Genomic DNA, 14342 nt, shown 5'->3' on the forward strand with positions numbered 1-14342 from the left:
CGGTGGCGGCGGCGCGCGGGTCGTCATGGTGACGCGCGACATCACGCCGCAGGCGCGCCTGCAAAACGAGCTGGCGGCGAGCGAGCGGCGGTTTCGCGCGCTCGTCGAAAACGCTCCCGAGGCGATCGTGTTGCTCGACGTCGAGTCGGGCCGTTTCGTCGATTGCAACGACAATGCGTCGGCGCTGTTCGGGTTGCCGGTGGACGAGCTGCTGAAGGTCGGCCCGGTCGACATGAGCCCGCCGGTGCAGCCCGACGGGCGCCCATCGGATGCGACGGCGGCCGAGTACATCATGCAGGCGGTGGACGGCAGCACGCCGGTGTTCGAGTGGATGCACCGCGACGCGGCGGGGCGCGACATTCCGTGCGAGGTCCGCCTGTGCCGGTTCCCGGCCACCGACGGTCTGGTGTTGCGCGGCAGCATCACCGACATCCGCGAACGCAAGCGGCTCGAGCGCGAGCTGGCGGCCCACCGCGATCGGCTCGAGGCGATGGTGCGCGAGCGGACCGCGGAGCTCGAGCGCGCGATCGACGAACTGGAAGGGTTCGCCCATGCGGTCGCGCACGATCTGCGCACGCCGCTGCGCGCGATCGCCGGGTTCGCCGACGCGCTCGTGGAAGACGAACCGCTGTCTGCGGCGGGCGCTGACCACGTCGCCCGGATCCGCCGCGCGACGGAGCGGGCGGGCGAGATCGTCGACGCGCTGCTCGGACTGGCGCGGGTGTCACACCGGCCGCTCGATGTGAGGGCGGTGGACGCGAGCCAGATGGCCTTCGACGTCGTCGCGGAGTTGCGGGTGCACTATCGCGACCGCGCCGCGGACGTGCACATCCAACCGGCGATGTGCGTCGTCGCCGATCCGGCGCTGCTGCGGATCGCGCTCGCGAACGTGGTCGACAACGCGTTCAAGTTTACTCGCGGCACCGCGACCGCGCGGATCGAGATCGGGATGCGCCGGCAACCGGATGTGGTGGAGCTGTACGTGCGCGACAATGGCGTCGGCTTCGACATGCAGTACGCACACGCGCTGTTCGGCACGTTCGGCCGGCTGCACGGCGCGCGTGACTACGATGGGACCGGGCTCGGCCTCGTCACCGCGCAGCGCGCGATCGCGCGCATGGGCGGGACGATCCGCGCCGAGGGCGAGCCGGGTCGCGGAGCGACGTTCTGGATCGCGCTGCCCGCCCGCGCCGGCGACGTCACCGCAGCCAGCGGCGCACAAGGCGCGCCTCGCTCGTGACGACCATGGCCGGCTCGTAGCGGTCGATGGCGACGAGCGTTTCGACCGTCGCGGAGAACATCCAGAAGGCGAGTTCGTAGCCCGCGTGGTCGTAGGCCTCGTACTGCCCGTCGAGCAGCCACTGCGGGTGTACCTCGACGAGGTCTATGCCCAACTCGGCACCGAACTCGGACAGCGGTCGCGTCTGGCTGTCGAGCGGCGCGGGGATGCCGACGATCGCGCCGAGCCGCCGGCGCGCCCGCGCGGGCGGCAGGCGCCAGCGCGGCTCGGCGGCGACGGCGGCCAGCAGGCGCGGGTCGAACGAGGTCACGACGAGGTCGACGTCGCGGCCGGCGGTCGCGGCCGCGGCATCCAGCGTCGCGACGACGTCGACCGCGCACGCCGCGTGCGCTGCGCGCTGCGCGGGCGTGTGCGCGTCGGACTTGCTGGGGCCGACGTGGCCCTTGAGTTCGATCAGCACGGTAAACGGCACGTCGTCGCGCGACGCGATCGGCTCCGGTCTGGCGATGTATTGCGCCAGCTCGGCGGCGACGTCGCCGGCGCTGGCCGCGGGGGTCGTCGACAGGTCGTGGGCGAACAGACAGCGGTTCTGTTGTCCGTGCCAAAACAGGTCGATCTCGACGCCGTCGATCGCAGGACGACCGTCGACGGCCAGGGCGAGCGATGCGCGCAGCGCGTCGAGCGTGTCGTCCCTCCGCGGCTCCGGCGGCTCGACACAGTTGGCGTTGTGGCAGATGACGAGCGGTCGCGGTCGATCGCACGCGGTCGTCGCGATCGTCACCACCACGGCGGCGCGTGCGATGGCGCTAACGCCGCGCCTCATATTCGAACCGCACGAACATGGCGAAGTTGATCAGATCGATGAAGTCGCGGCCGCTGGCCAAAGACAGCCACTCGGCGGGCAGCCCGGCGCCGTGTTTGACGATGACCGTCGCCGCCTCGATTCCCCAGCGCGCGCGCAGTGGCCCGGTCGACAGGGCGTCGATCGGAGCGGTGACGCCGACGAGCAACTTGTGTTGGAAGTGACGGCCTCCGGAGATGCCGATCGCCGTCGTGCGCGCGCCGGCCAAAAGCGCCAGTCCGGCCGGCGTGACGCGCCACTCCGACAGCGCGTCGACGTCGTGCTGGCCGTCCGTCCAGAACATCGGGTCGAGGACGAGAGTGAGCCGCACGGGGCCGACTGTCGCGCCGCCGCCGGCGCGAATCGGGTGCGTGCCGAGTTCGGCGCGCAGGTTCAGGCCGGCGTGCCACGCGGGAGCGGACGGCTCGGCGCGCGCGCTGGCAGCGGCGGTGGCGACTCCAGCGACCGCGGCGAGGCAGGCGAGGCGCATGCGGCGATGGTAGCGCGGCCGCCGCGCGGCCGGTCACGCGAGTGCGGCGACGTCGAGCAGGTCGGCGAACCGGTCGAGCAGGTAGTCGGGGGCCAGCGCGGCCAGCTCGTCCCGCGTCCACCCGCCGTAGGTCACGGCACACGCCACGCAGCCGGCCGCGCGCGCGGCGCCGACGTCGCGGTCCGTGTCGCCGACCATCACCGCGCCGGCCAGCGGTCGCCGCACCGCGGCGGCCGCCCGCCGGACGATCGCCGGGTCGGGTTTGGCCGGCAGGCCGTCGGAGCCGACCACCGCGTCGACGAGGGGCGCCAAGCCGACCGAGTCGATCACCTGCCGCGCCATCGCCGTGCGCTTCGCGGTCGCGACGGCGACGGCCAGGCGCGGGTGCCGCGCGCGCAGGGCGGCGAGCGTGTCGGCGACGCCATCGTAGGCGCGCGTGTCGTGTGGGCTCGCCGCGTATGCGTCGCGATAGGCGGCGACGAATCGGTCGAAGCGAGCGCGCTGGTCGGCCGCGCCGGGGGCATGGCCGGTCGCGCGGCGATAGAACACCTCCAGCCCGACGCCGCGGCGGCACAGGTCGATCAGGTCGTCGGTCGCCGCGATGCCGATCGCGGCCAGGGCGGCGCGGATGCCGAACCGGATGTCGTCCAGCGAGTCGACGAGCGTGCCGTCGAGGTCGACCACGAGCAACATCAGGGCAGGATGTCCACGATCAACGCCGTGATGTTGTCGCGGCCGCCGCGCTCGTTGGCCAGGGCGATGGCCGCATCGGCGCCGGCGTGGATGTCCTCGCCCGCGAGGATCTCGACGATTTCGGCGTCGTCGCGCAAGTAGGTGTGCAGCCCGTCGGTGCACAGCAAGAACCGATCGCCCGGGCGCACGTCGATGTCGGCGGTATCGACCTGGACGTAGTCCTTGTGGCCGACGGCGCGCGTGATCACGTTCTTTCCGCCGGCGGTGCGCGCCTCCTCGGGGGTGATCAGGCCGTGTTTCAGCTTGTAGTTGATGAGCGTGTGGTCCTCGGTGATCTGCAGCACGTCGCCGTTGCGCACGCGGTAGACCCGGCTGTCGCCGACGTGTGCCGCGTATGCGAAGCCGTCGCCGACGAGCAGCGCCGACACGGTGGTGGACATGCCTCGCTTGGCCGGGTCGAGTTCCGCCATGCCGTGGACCATGTAGCAGGCCGACTGCACGCCGCTTTCGAGCAGCCGTCGCACTTCGCGGCGCGCTTCGGGATCCACCGAGGCGCGGGCGAGACACTGGTCGAGGTAGTTCGCGGCGCCGTAGACCCACATGCGCAGCTGCTCGACGGCTTCCTGGCTCGCGACTTCGCCCTTGGAGTGGCCGCCGACGCCGTCGGCGACGACGTAGAACCCGCGGTCGTCGTCGCGAAAATACGCGTCCTCGTTCACGACGCGCTTGCGCCCGACGTCGCTGCGCCCAACGGATACGGTCCGCATGTCGCCATCGTACGCGCCGGGGCTCGCGTACTTCAAGCGGCCGCGGTACCCTGTGTCGGTGGAACCGGGTCCACGCTTCGCGGGCGTCGCCGCCGCGCTGGTCGGCGGTGCGGGCGACGTGCTGTCCGAATGGCTCGACCGCTACGTCCGGTCGCCGCTGCGCCTCCCCGGTGCGGTCGACCGCGATGCCCTGGGCGCGCAGTGCGAGCCGCTGGTGGCCGCGCTGGCGGTCGCGCTGGCGGCCGACGACGTGCGACCGGGCGCGCCGAGTTTGCGCGAGGTGGAGAAGGGACTGTCGTTCCTCGGCGCGCACCTGTCGGCGTCCGGATGCTCTGGATTCGACGCCGCCGCGTTGGTCTGCGCGCTGCGCGACACGCTCCTCGATCGTCTCGGGCACAACGATCCGAGCGACGGCGAGCGCGATGCGCTCTTTCATCTGTTCGACTGGTTTTCCGCGGTCGCGCTCGACGCGTTCGCCCAGGGATGCCGCGCCGAGGTGACCGAGCGATTTCACGAGCAGCTCGTCGACCGCACGCCCGTGGTGCTCGTCGCGCCCGACGTGCCGGCGGCGTTCCCGATCGGGGACGCGCGCGTCAACGGGTTGCGCGGCGTGTTCGCCCGCCTCGCGTTGACGATCGCGCGGGTTGGAGCGCGCGTGGTCATCGTCGATGCGTCGGGGTTGTCCTCACAAGACGACCCCGAGATTCTGGCCGCGCTGAGCGAGTATGCGAGCCACCGCAAGATCGCCGGCCGGGTCGCGCTGGTCGCGTGCGGTCTGTCGGACCGCGGGGTATCGGCGTGGCGGCGCGTGACGGGCGCCGCGGGGATGGCGTTCGAGGTGCGACAGCGGTTCTGGGAGGCGTTGGGGGCCGCGCTCGAGCGGTCCGATTTCGCCTATTCCCGCCGCCGCGGACCGTAACCTCGCGAAAAGTGTTACCATCTTGAGCCAAGTCGTGGCATCGACGTTTCCCATGGAGTTCGGGCGCTACCGGCTCGTGGAACGGCTCGCCATCGGGGGCATGGCCGAGCTGTTCAAGGCCGAGGTGTCCGGCGCGCACGGGTTCACCAAGCAGGTGGTGATCAAGCGGATCCTGCCGCATCTGGCCGGCGACGAACACTTCACCGCGATGTTCATCGACGAGGCCAAGATCACCGCGCGCCTGTCGCATCCCAAGATCGCGCAGACCCTCGAGCTGGGAAAGTTCGACGGTCAACTGTACATCGCGATGGAGTACATCGACGGGCTCGACGTCCTCGCGATGCTGCGGGAATCCGCGCACCGCCGGCAGAAGCTGCCGCTGCCGATCTCGGTGCACATCGCGATGGAGGTCCTCGACGCGCTCGACTTCGCGCACCAGCAGACCGACGCAGACGGCAAGCCGCTCAACATCGTTCACCGCGACATCTCGCCGTCGAACATCCTCGTGTCGAGGCGCGGCGACGTGAAGCTCGTCGACTTCGGCATCGCGCAGGCCGCCGAGCGCGACCAGCACACGCGCGCGGGGACGCTCAAGGGCAAGTACGGCTACATGGCGCCCGAGCAGGTCGTCGGCCAACCGCTCGACGCGCGGTCCGACCTGTTTTCGTGCGGCATCGTGCTTGCCGAGATGGCGATGGGGCGCCGGCTGTTCATCTCGCCGAACGAACTCGACGTGTTGCTGATGGTGCGCGACGTCAAGCTGCACCGGCTCGACAAGTACGGCGCGAATCTCGATCCCGAGTTGCTCGCGATCATTCGCAAGGCGCTGGCGAAAGCCCCGGACGACCGCTATCAGTCGGGCGGCGAGTTCCGCGACGCACTCGGCGAGTGGATGTTCGAGCGCCGTCACCGCGTTACGCCGAAGGACGTGGCGGCGCTGGTCGACGACCTGTACGACGCCGCGTGGGCGCGCAAGCGCGCCAGCCGTTCGCCCGAGCTCGACGCCCCGCCGCAAGCCGCCGCGCCCGCGCATCGCCGGCGGGTCGCGAACGCGACGGAGCCCGCTCCGCCGCCCGGCGCGGCTGCGCCCGCGGGAGACGACCGCGGCGAACGCGAGCAGTTTCCCGCGTCCGCGTCGATGGAGGAGGCGATCGCGCTGGTCGCCGGCGAACTCGACGGCATTCCGCTCGGGGAGCAACGGGGCCTCGAAAGCCAGCCGGTCGTGCTGATCGAGCAGGAGCCGGCGGCGGACGGCTCGCCACCGGCAGGGTCTCGCACGCCGCCCGAGCGCGCGCGGCGCGACACGCAGGCCGGCGAAGCCGGCGCCCGCGCCGAGACCGACGACGGCATCGTGATCGACGAGGTGAACGTCGATTCGGCCGACTACCAGCTCGGCGATCTCGCGCGCGAACTTGCGCGGGCAGACGACGACGAACCGTCGGCGCGCGCTCCGACCACCCAGGAGATCGCGTTCGACGACATCGTCGAGGCTGTCGAGAACGCGCTGCCGCGGGACGCGGCGGGTCGCGTGATCGAGCCGTCCGAGGACGAAATCGAGCAGGCGCGGGCCAGGCGTCCGGCGCTGGTCGTCGAGTCGGTCGCCGCCGAGCCGGACGACCGCGGCGATCTCGCGCAGGTGCCGCCGATCCGCGTCCTGTGCCGGCTGGCGGTCGCCCGCGCCACCGGCCTGCTCGTCGTCTCGATCGGCTCGATCAAAAAGGAGATCTTCCTGGTCGGCGGACAGCCGGAGTACGTCGCGTCGAACCTCGCGTCGGAGCTGTTCGGCGAGTACCTGGTCGCGCACAAGGTGATCTCCGAGGGAGAGCTGTCGATGGCGCTCGCGATGATGCCCCATTACGGCGGCAAGCTCGGCGACACGCTCGTCGGTCTCGGCCTGATGAAGCCGCTCGACGTGTTCCGCCAGCTCACCCAGCAGGTTCGCGGCAAGGTGATCGACGTGTGCACGTGGGCCAAGGGGGAGTTTTCCTGGTACGACGGCGTCCGCAACGAGCGCGACGCGTTTCCGCTCGATCTCGACCCGTTCGAGGTGCTCGGCGCCGGCGCCATGGCGGTCCAGTTCGAGCGGATCGAGGCGTGGATCGACGCGCATCGCGACGAACGGTTCGTCGCGGCGCGCAAGCCGGCGTTCTCGCCGGAACAGCTGCGCCTCGGGGCGGCGCCGCGCGACGTGTTCAACCAGCTCGACGGTTCGCGGTCTGTCGGCGAACTCGTCGACCGCTACGACGACGTCGAACAGCGCACGCGGTTCATGCGCGTGTTGTACTTGCTCGTGATGACCGAACTCGCTCGGCCGGCGTAGCGGGGGGCGTCATCGATCGGCCGCCGCGAGCAGCGCGGCGCGGTCGCACGGCATGGGCGCTTCGATCGGCGGGCGCCCCGGCAGAACGAGCCTCGCCGCGTGCAGGAAGTGGCCGACGAGTCCGGCGGGCGGCCCGCCGTAGCGGACGTCGCCCACGATCGGATGGCCGGCGCGCGACAGGTGGATGCGGATCTGGTGCATGCGGCCAGTCGTCGGAGTGCACGCGAGCAGAGTCCACTCGCCGACTCGGCGGACGACGGACCAGGCGGTGTGTGCCGGCTGGCCGCGGATGGGCGACGACGCCTCGCCGTCGCGCGCGGCGCCCGCGACCAGTGCGAGGTAGTGCTTGCGTGCGCGTCCGTCGGTCATGGCGGCGCGCAGCCTGCGCCAGGCGGCCGCGGACCGCGCGGCGACGAGCACGCCGGTCGTACCGGTGTCGAGGCGGTGGATGAGTCCCGCCTCGCGCGGGTCGTCGCCGACGCCGGCGCAGTCGGGAAAGCGGGCGACGAGCGCGTTCGCGACCGTGCCGGTCTCGCCCGCCGCGAGCGGGTGGCTCGGCATGCCGGCCGGTTTGGCGACGGCGACCAGGTCCGCATCGGCGTACAGCACCGCGAGCGGCGCGCCGCCGTCCGCTACCGGCCGTAGGTCGTCCGGCGCCGGCGGCGGCGCGCGCAGATCGATGACCGCGCCGGCGGCAACGCATGTCCCTTTGCGCGCGACGGCGCCGTCGACGCGGACGTTGCCGTCGGCGAAGTAGCGCGCCAGCGTGCGGCGGCTCGCGTAGGGGTAGCGGCGCTGCACGATGCGGTCGATGCGGCCGGCCTCGTCCGACGTGACGACGAATCGGATCATCGCGCCAACAGCAGCAGCGCGGGCACGCGGTCGCCGGCGCGCACGTCGCCGCGGTCGGCGTCGAGTTCCAGCAGCGCGTCGACGCCGACCATCGACCGCAGCATGCCGGAGCCCTGCCGCGGGTTGGGGGTCGCCGCCAGTTCGCCGTCGCGGTCGCGAAGCGCCGCGCGCACGTAGTGGGCGCGGCCGGGCTTTTTCGCGTAGTCGGCGGTGACCGTCACCGGCGCGCGCCGGCGCTCGGGCGATGCAGATCCTTGCATATACAGCAGTGTCGGTCGCACGAACAGCTCGAACACGACCATCGACGACACCGGATTGCCGGGCAGCCCGAACACGAGCGTCCCGGTCGGCGCGACGCCGAACGCCAACGGCTTGCCCGGCTTCATCGCGACCTTCCAGAAGGTGAGCGATACGCCGAGCTGTTCGAGGCACGGCTTGACCAGGTCGTAGTCGCCGACGGAGACGCCCCCCGACGTGCACAGCACGTCCAACGCGAGTCCTCGCGCGAGGTGGTCGCGGATCGCACCGGCGTCGTCGGGAGCGATGCCGAGCGCAACCGGTTCGCCACCGGCTTCGCGCACCTGGGCGGCGAGCGCGTAGGCATTGGAGTTGACGATCTGACCGGGGCCGGGCTCGACATCGACGTCGACGAGTTCGTCGCCGGTCGACAAGATGCCGACGCGGGGCCGGCGACCGACCGGGACCTCGGTGCAGCCGAGCGCGGCGAGCAAGCCGATTTCGCCGGGGCCGAGCCGGAGCCCGGCGGCCAGCGCGACGTCGCCGACCGCGACGTCTTCGCCCGCGCGCCGAATGTGTTGGCCGGGCCGCGCGGGGCCGGCGATGTGTACCGCATCGCCCCGGTCGTCGGCGTCTTCTTTCATGACGACCGCGTCGGCGCCGGGCGGCACGGGGGCGCCGGTCATGATGCGCGCCGCCTGGCCCGGGCCGATGTCGACCGCGCCGGGCGGTTGGCCCGCCGCGATCGTGGCGACGACCGCGAGGGTGCCGGGCAGGTCGGCGGCACGCACGGCGAAGCCGTCCATCGCGGAGTTGTCGAACGGCGGCAGTGCGCGCCGCGACACGACATCGCGGGCGAGCACGCGGCCGTCGGCGCTGCCGAGGGCGACGGATTCGGCCGGCAGCCTGGTCGTTTTCGCGCGGATGCGGGCCGCAGCATCTTTCACCGTGAGCACGCGCCGAATGTACTGTAGTCTGACCGGGTATGGTCGTAACTGGTCGCGATCGCGCGCGGCGGCCTCGGCGCCGCCGGCGCCGGCGCGTCGCTTCGCTGCGCCGGGGGCCCGCCCGCGCGGTAGCCGTGCGCTGACCATGGCGTCGGCCAGTTGGCGGTTCCTCGGGGGCGCGGTGGCGGCGGTGATCGGATTGGCGCTCGCGAGCGCGTGGCGCGCGGGCACGTGGGTCGTCCTGCTGCCGGTGTTGGGAGCGGTCGTCGCGCTCACGGGCGCGGCGCTCGCCGTCGACTACTTCGGCCTCGGCCGGCGGCGCGCGGTGTGGCCGTCCGCCCGGCCCGACCCGCGCGCCGCGTGGCGGCGGTCGCGCGCGCTGTGGCGCCGGTTCCGCGCGCTCAAGCGGTCCGGCAGCCCGCGCACGGCGCCGGTCGCGCGCGCGTTGCTGCTGGCGCTGGCCGAGTGCGACCGGCTGCGCGAAGCCGGCGAGGTCGTCGACTTCCTCGCCGCCGACGCGGCGTTCACGCGAGTCGGCGCCGATCCGGTGGCCGATGCGGTGCGGGCGATCGCGCTGGCGGAGCTCGGGCGCGTGGACGAGGCGCGGCCGGTCGCGGGCCGGCTGCTCGCGGCGCCGCGCTGCGCGCGGCGGCCGATCGCGGTGTACGCGTGGGCGCGCGTGGCCGAGGTCGACGGGCGCGTCGACGCCGCGCTGCGCGCGGTGGACGAGTCGCTGCTCGCTCGGGCGGGTTCGGCGCTGCGCCGCGATCTGCTCCTGCTGCGCGCGCGCTGCGAGCTGCGGCGCGGCCGCGGGGACGCCGCGGCCGACGTGCTGCGGCGGCTCGCGCGCGAGCGGGGGCGCCGCGCGGTCGAGGAAGTGGCCGACGCGAGCGCCGCGCGCGGAGACGCCGCGCTCGCGGTCGCCGCGCGGGCCGCCCTGTCGGCCGCCGCGCCGTATCGCTGAGCGCCCGGCGCCGCGACCGCGCGGTGACGCCGCACGCTCGCGCGTTACCGCCGCTTGCGGCGTTTCGAGCGCCGCTGCGCCTTGCGCTGGCGCTCGAGCTGGCGGGCGGCGCGGCGCGACTTGCTCGGGTCGACGACCTCGTAGACGATGACCTGGTCGCCGGCCTTCAACTCGGTGTCGGGCGGCTTGCGGTTGATGCGCGCCAGATCGTACTTCGACAGGCCGTAGAGCTTGCCGACGTCGGCGAGCGTGCCGCCGCGCTTGACGGTGTAGATCGTCCGCCGGCGGCCGAGTCGGCCCTCCGCCAGCGCGATGTGTTCTTCCGAGCCCGCCTGCACGATGTGCAGCCGCGTCTCGTCGAGCACCGCGATGCCGTGGGCGTTCGGGTCGAAGTCGGGCGCGGCCCACACCTGGAGCACCATCCGCGGCTGCAGATGGGCGTCCGCGTTCAGTCCGTTCCACTCGGCGAGCGCGCGCAGGTCCACGTGCCACGCCTTTGCGATGCCCCACAGCGTGTCGCCGGCGACGACGCGGTAGAACCAGCGCCGCTTGCCGGGCACGCGCAGATCCTTGTCGGGCACCGCGACGAGCAGCGGATCGTCCGGGCCGCCGGGCGGCAGGCTCGACCGGTACAGATCGTCGTGCGCCTTCTTGCGGTTCTCCCGCTGCTGCTCCTCGCTCACGACGGGCACGACGAGGGTCATGCCGCCGCTGATCTCGGCCTCGTCGGTGATGCCGTTGAGTTCGGCCAGCTCGGAGCGGGACAACCCAAACGTCGTCGCGATGTCCTCGAGGCGCTCGCCGTGGCGGGCGACGTACGCGGTGTAGCCGTCCCAGTCGCCGCGCAGCTGCGGAAACCGCTCGGCAAACAGCGCCGCGCGGCCCTTCGGGATTCGCACCGGGAAGTTCGCTTCGCCGGGCGGTGTCCGTCGGCGCTTGAGGTGCGGGTTGAGGCGGGCGATGGTGTCGGCGTCCGTCCCGGCCGCGCGCGCGATCGTTGCAAAGGAAACCGATGTCGGCACGGTGACGACGTCGAACTCGTGTCGCGGTGCCGGTTCGATGTCGGCAAAGCCGAACCGTTCGCGGTTGTGGCCGACGATCGCCGTCGCGATCGCCTTCGGCACGTAGATGCGAGACCCCCACGGCAGCCCCGCCTCGTACTCGAGCAGTTGCCAAAAGTCGTTCGTGTTGTACTTGGCGATCGCCGCCGCCACGTTGCCGTAGCCGGCGTTGTATGCGGCCAGCGCTAGCTCCCAGTTGCCGAACCGCTGGTAGAGGTCCTGCCACATGAGCACCGCAGCCTCGGTCGACCGCACCGGGTCGTAGCGCTCGTCGACCCAGCGGTCCACGCGCAGCCCGTAGATGCGCGCCGTGCCCGGCATGAACTGCCACAGCCCCGCTGCGCCGGTGCGCGAGTACTCCCACACGTCGTACGACGACTCGATCATCGCCACGTACAGCAGATCCTCCGGCAATCGCGCGTCGCGCAGCGCGTCGAGGATGAGGTCGGCGAATCGGCCCTGGTCGCGCAGCCACGCGGCCATGATGGTGCGGCCGCGCGGGTCGTTCTTGTAGAACTCGAGGTAGGCGATGATGCGGTCGTCCCAGTGGACCGGCAGGTCCGGCAGCTCGAGGTCGGCCAGCCACGGCAGGTCCGGCCGCAGCGCGCGCGGATCGTTGTCGGGCGCGTGGCGGTGGCCCCGGCTGGCGTCGGCGCGCGCCATCGGGCCGTCCACGTCGATCCACGGCGACCCGTGCCCCGGCCGCGGGAACGTCTCGCGCTCGAACTCCAGCATCAGATCGGCGGCGCGGTGGCAGTCGCGTCCGACCGAGCACGCGCGCACCGCGCGGCGCTGATCGTCGTCCGGTTGGAGCGGCGGCTGAGCGGCCGGTGGCGGCGGCCCCGGGGGACACGCCTGCGGCCCGGGTGCCGTCGGCGCCGTGTCGGCGCGGGCGCCTGCGGCGGCCGCCAGCGCGGCGATCGCCAGCGCGGTCGAGGGCAGGGCGCGCGAGGTCATCTCCGTCAGCTTAGAGGGAGGTCGGCCCGGTGCAAAAAAATGAGCGAAGCCGGGCGCGCGGGCGGTGGGCGCCGGCGTGCAAACCGGGTACACTATCGCCGCAACCTGTCGAGGAGCCTGCCATGCCCGGAATGGGCGAACTGCTCATCATTCTCGTGATCGTGCTGCTGATCTTCGGCGCCGGGAAGCTTCCCGCCATCGGCGATGCGCTGGGGCGCAGCATCAAGAACTTCAAGCGAGCCGCGTCCGGCGACGACGAGATCGAGGTCGCCAAGCGCGACGAGCTGCCGGCGAATCGGGCGCGCGGCGAGATCGCGGACGGCGCGACGCCGCCGGCCGAGGACGCCGAGGTCGTCAAGACCGCGGCCAAGGACTGAGCGCGCCGCTGCGCGGCGAGCCTGCGGCCGCGGCGCGGATCGCGCTGCGGGGCGACGCACGGGCGGAGGCGCCGGGCGTCGAGCCCGTCGCGCCGGCGGCCGGCCGGTACGGCTCGGCGGCGCGCTCACGCCGTGGCGCCGCGGGCGACGAGGGCCGCCGCTTGCTCGCGCACCGGCGCCGGCAGGTTCTCGTCGCCGGCCGCTCGGTGCAGGTCCGCCGCGTGCAGGGTCGCGAGCAGGCGGATGGCGATGTGCGCCGGGGTGTCGGGGTGGAACACCAGCGCGCGCTTGACCCGGTAGCGCGCGATCCAGCGGTCGGAGCGCGCGATCTCGGCGAGCGCGTCCGGGCGGCCCGGCCGGTGCGTGGCGATCGCGAGCACGTCGCGCTCGGTGATGTGCGGGTTCGCGAGCAGGATGCGGATCACGGCGGGGTGCGGGTCGCGCAGCAGGGCTTCGAGCACGCCGCGCGCGTGGCCGCGGGCCAGCGCTTTGCGCTCGCCGAGGGTGAGCGGTCGCCCCTTGGGCCGCAGGGGGCGTTCCGCCGCCGGGTCGTCGCCGGGCGGCGCCGCCGGTGAGGCGTCGAGCAACATGCGGCGGACGGCGTCGCAGCCCAGGTCGACGGCGGCTTCGTACAGGTCGGCTCGCACCGGGTACGGCAGGACGTCGGGGGCGGTGAGCGCGGCGGCGAGGGTTTCGAGGGCCAGCGCGGTGTCCGCCGACGGGCGGCGCCGGTGGCGTTCGAGCAGCGCGTCGAGCGCGGTCACCGCCTCGGCGGGCTCCCACGTGGCGAGGGTGCGCGCGAGGGCGCGCTGGCGCATCGCCGGTTCGCGAATCGCGCTCAGTTGCCGCTCGAGCGAGCGGCTCGCGCGCATCGTGCGCGGATCGCGTCGGTCGGCCACGCGCCGATCATTCCGCGATCGTGCGTCGTTGTCACGCCGGGCGCCGGCGTGATAGGTCAGAGGAACATGTCGGAGCCGCGAATTATCAAGCGCTACGCGAACCGCAAGCTGTACGACACCCAGCACAGCCGGTACGTCACCCTCGATCAGATCTCCGACATGATCCGCGCGGGCGACGAGGTCAAGATCATCGACAACAAGACCAAGGAAGACCTCACCTCCGTGACGCTCGCTCAGATCATCTTCGAGGAAGAGAAGAAGCAAAAGAGCTTCCTGCCGCTGCAGGCGATGCGCAACATCATTCAGACCGGCGGCGACTCGATCCAGCACCTCGTGAGCGAGGCGCAGCGCCGCGTCACCGGGGCGTTCGCCAAGAAGGAGTCGGAGGCCGGCGACGCCGCCGAAGCCGCCGGCGGTGACGCGCCGGCGAAGGCGCCCGTGCCGCGCACGCTGCGCGAATACCGCGAGTGGCTGGCGCACACGCAAAAAACCATCGACGAGTGGCAAAAGCGCGTCGACGACCGGATCCGCAACGTCGTCGAGGGCATTTCGCCGTTTGCCGGCCTGCAAAAGGACGTGCGCGAACTCGGCGCGCGCATCGCGGAGCTCGAGCAGAAGCTCGCGCAGCTCGAGCGCGAGGAAGCGGCCGCCAACGGCGCGGGCGCTCCTGCCGCGGGCCGCGCGGCAGGGTCGGATCGCGGCGCCGGCGACGACGCATAGCGAGGTTCCGGCCGGCGGCCGCGGGTGCGTTCGCGGCGGTGCTCGGCCGCGCGACGGC

The 14342-nt window shown here is 72.6% G+C and carries 14 protein-coding genes; 6 read left to right on the forward strand and 8 right to left on the reverse strand.

All coding sequences use genetic code 11. The features are described 5' to 3' along the window. Nucleotides 1-1240, forward strand: a 1240-nt coding sequence (locus D6689_05995; protein ID RMH43125.1) for a PAS domain S-box protein, incomplete at its 5' end; no start/stop codon positions are given. Here D6689_05995 and D6689_06000 read toward each other — a convergent pair. Genes D6689_06000 through D6689_06015 form a run of 4 tightly spaced genes read right to left on the reverse strand, consistent with a single transcriptional unit; the run spans nt 1200 to nt 4031 of the window. Continuing rightward, nucleotides 1200-2063 (reverse strand): hypothetical protein, encoded by an 864-nt coding sequence (locus D6689_06000; protein RMH43126.1) that lies wholly within the window; start codon nt 2061-2063, stop codon nt 1200-1202. The genes D6689_05995 and D6689_06000 overlap by 41 nt on opposite strands. After that, a complete protein-coding gene (locus D6689_06005; GenBank protein ID RMH43127.1) occupies nt 2047-2571 on the reverse strand; it encodes a hypothetical protein in 525 nt (174 codons plus the stop codon). Before D6689_06005 ends, D6689_06000 begins: the two co-directional genes overlap by 17 nt. A 33-nt stretch (nt 2572-2604) precedes the next feature. Then, nucleotides 2605-3264: an HAD family hydrolase gene (locus tag D6689_06010; GenBank protein ID RMH43128.1), complete on the reverse strand. Its 660-nt coding sequence runs from the start codon at nt 3262-3264 to the stop codon at nt 2605-2607. Beyond that, on the reverse strand, nt 3264-4031 hold the full coding sequence (locus tag D6689_06015; protein ID RMH43129.1) for a serine/threonine-protein phosphatase: 768 nt from the start codon (nt 4029-4031) through the stop codon (nt 3264-3266). Before D6689_06015 ends, D6689_06010 begins: the two co-directional genes overlap by 1 nt. Here D6689_06015 and D6689_06020 point away from each other — a divergent pair. Then, the gene (locus D6689_06020) at nt 4030-4950 is read left to right on the forward strand and encodes a hypothetical protein (protein ID RMH43130.1); all 921 of its coding nucleotides are present in this window, start codon (nt 4030-4032) and stop codon (nt 4948-4950) included. The genes D6689_06015 and D6689_06020 overlap by 2 nt on opposite strands. 52 nt (nt 4951-5002) lie before the next feature. After that, complete coding sequence (locus D6689_06025; GenBank protein RMH43131.1) at nt 5003-7270, forward strand: serine/threonine protein kinase; 2268 nt, start codon at nt 5003-5005, stop codon at nt 7268-7270. A 9-nt stretch (nt 7271-7279) separates the two neighbouring features. On the opposite strand, the gene D6689_06030 is transcribed toward D6689_06025, so the two are convergent. Both D6689_06030 and D6689_06035 read right to left on the reverse strand, forming a co-directional pair. After that, nucleotides 7280-8122, reverse strand: coding sequence for an RluA family pseudouridine synthase (locus D6689_06030; GenBank protein ID RMH43132.1), 843 nt, complete (start codon nt 8120-8122; stop codon nt 7280-7282). Then, nucleotides 8119-9537 carry a molybdopterin molybdenumtransferase MoeA gene (locus D6689_06035; protein RMH43133.1) on the reverse strand — a complete coding sequence of 473 codons (1419 nt, stop codon included), beginning with the start codon at nt 9535-9537 and terminating at the stop codon, nt 8119-8121. Before D6689_06035 ends, D6689_06030 begins: the two co-directional genes overlap by 4 nt. On the opposite strand from D6689_06035, the gene D6689_06040 reads away from it, so the two are divergent. Then, on the forward strand, nt 9488-10270 hold the full coding sequence (locus D6689_06040) for a hypothetical protein (GenBank protein ID RMH43134.1): 783 nt from the start codon (nt 9488-9490) through the stop codon (nt 10268-10270). The two genes, D6689_06035 and D6689_06040, sit on opposite strands and share 50 nt — an antisense overlap. Nucleotides 10271-10314: 44 nt before the next feature. On the opposite strand, the gene D6689_06045 is transcribed toward D6689_06040, so the two are convergent. Then, nucleotides 10315-12288, reverse strand: a complete 1974-nt coding sequence (locus tag D6689_06045) for a LysM peptidoglycan-binding domain-containing protein (protein ID RMH43135.1) — start codon at nt 12286-12288, stop codon at nt 10315-10317. 122 nt (nt 12289-12410) lie between these two features. Between D6689_06045 and tatA the strand changes: the two genes are divergently transcribed. Further along, on the forward strand, nt 12411-12665 hold the full coding sequence (gene tatA, locus D6689_06050; GenBank protein ID RMH43136.1) for a twin-arginine translocase TatA/TatE family subunit: 255 nt from the start codon (nt 12411-12413) through the stop codon (nt 12663-12665). A gap of 125 nt (nt 12666-12790) precedes the next feature. Here tatA and D6689_06055 read toward each other — a convergent pair whose 3' ends face one another. Continuing rightward, nucleotides 12791-13564, reverse strand: a complete 774-nt coding sequence (locus D6689_06055) for a hypothetical protein (protein RMH43137.1) — start codon at nt 13562-13564, stop codon at nt 12791-12793. A 66-nt stretch (nt 13565-13630) separates the two neighbouring features. On the opposite strand from D6689_06055, the gene D6689_06060 reads away from it, so the two are divergent. Then, nucleotides 13631-14284 (forward strand): transcriptional regulator, encoded by a 654-nt coding sequence (locus D6689_06060; protein ID RMH43138.1) that lies wholly within the window; start codon nt 13631-13633, stop codon nt 14282-14284. The last annotated feature ends 58 nt before the right edge of the window (nt 14285-14342 follow it).

Source organism: Deltaproteobacteria bacterium, assembly GCA_003696105.1.
GTDB lineage: Bacteria > Myxococcota_A > Polyangia > Haliangiales > J016 > J016.

What these genes read in the sequence shown, in the direction of transcription:
- D6689_06000 (RMH43126.1), bottom strand. Translation starts at nt 2,063, where the DNA reads ATGAGGCGCGGCGTTAGCGCCATCGCACGCGCCGCCGTGGTGGTGACG.
- D6689_06005 (RMH43127.1), bottom strand. Translation starts at nt 2,571, where the DNA reads ATGCGCCTCGCCTGCCTCGCCGCGGTCGCTGGAGTCGCCACCGCCGCT.
- D6689_06010 (RMH43128.1), bottom strand. Translation starts at nt 3,264, where the DNA reads ATGTTGCTCGTGGTCGACCTCGACGGCACGCTCGTCGACTCGCTGGAC.
- D6689_06020 (RMH43130.1), top strand. Translation starts at nt 4,030, where the DNA reads ATGTCGCCATCGTACGCGCCGGGGCTCGCGTACTTCAAGCGGCCGCGG.
- D6689_06015 (RMH43129.1), bottom strand. Translation starts at nt 4,031, where the DNA reads ATGCGGACCGTATCCGTTGGGCGCAGCGACGTCGGGCGCAAGCGCGTC.
- D6689_06025 (RMH43131.1), top strand. Translation starts at nt 5,003, where the DNA reads ATGGAGTTCGGGCGCTACCGGCTCGTGGAACGGCTCGCCATCGGGGGC.
- D6689_06030 (RMH43132.1), bottom strand. Translation starts at nt 8,122, where the DNA reads ATGATCCGATTCGTCGTCACGTCGGACGAGGCCGGCCGCATCGACCGC.
- D6689_06045 (RMH43135.1), bottom strand. Translation starts at nt 12,288, where the DNA reads ATGACCTCGCGCGCCCTGCCCTCGACCGCGCTGGCGATCGCCGCGCTG.
- tatA (RMH43136.1), top strand. Translation starts at nt 12,411, where the DNA reads ATGCCCGGAATGGGCGAACTGCTCATCATTCTCGTGATCGTGCTGCTG.
- D6689_06060 (RMH43138.1), top strand. Translation starts at nt 13,631, where the DNA reads ATGTCGGAGCCGCGAATTATCAAGCGCTACGCGAACCGCAAGCTGTAC.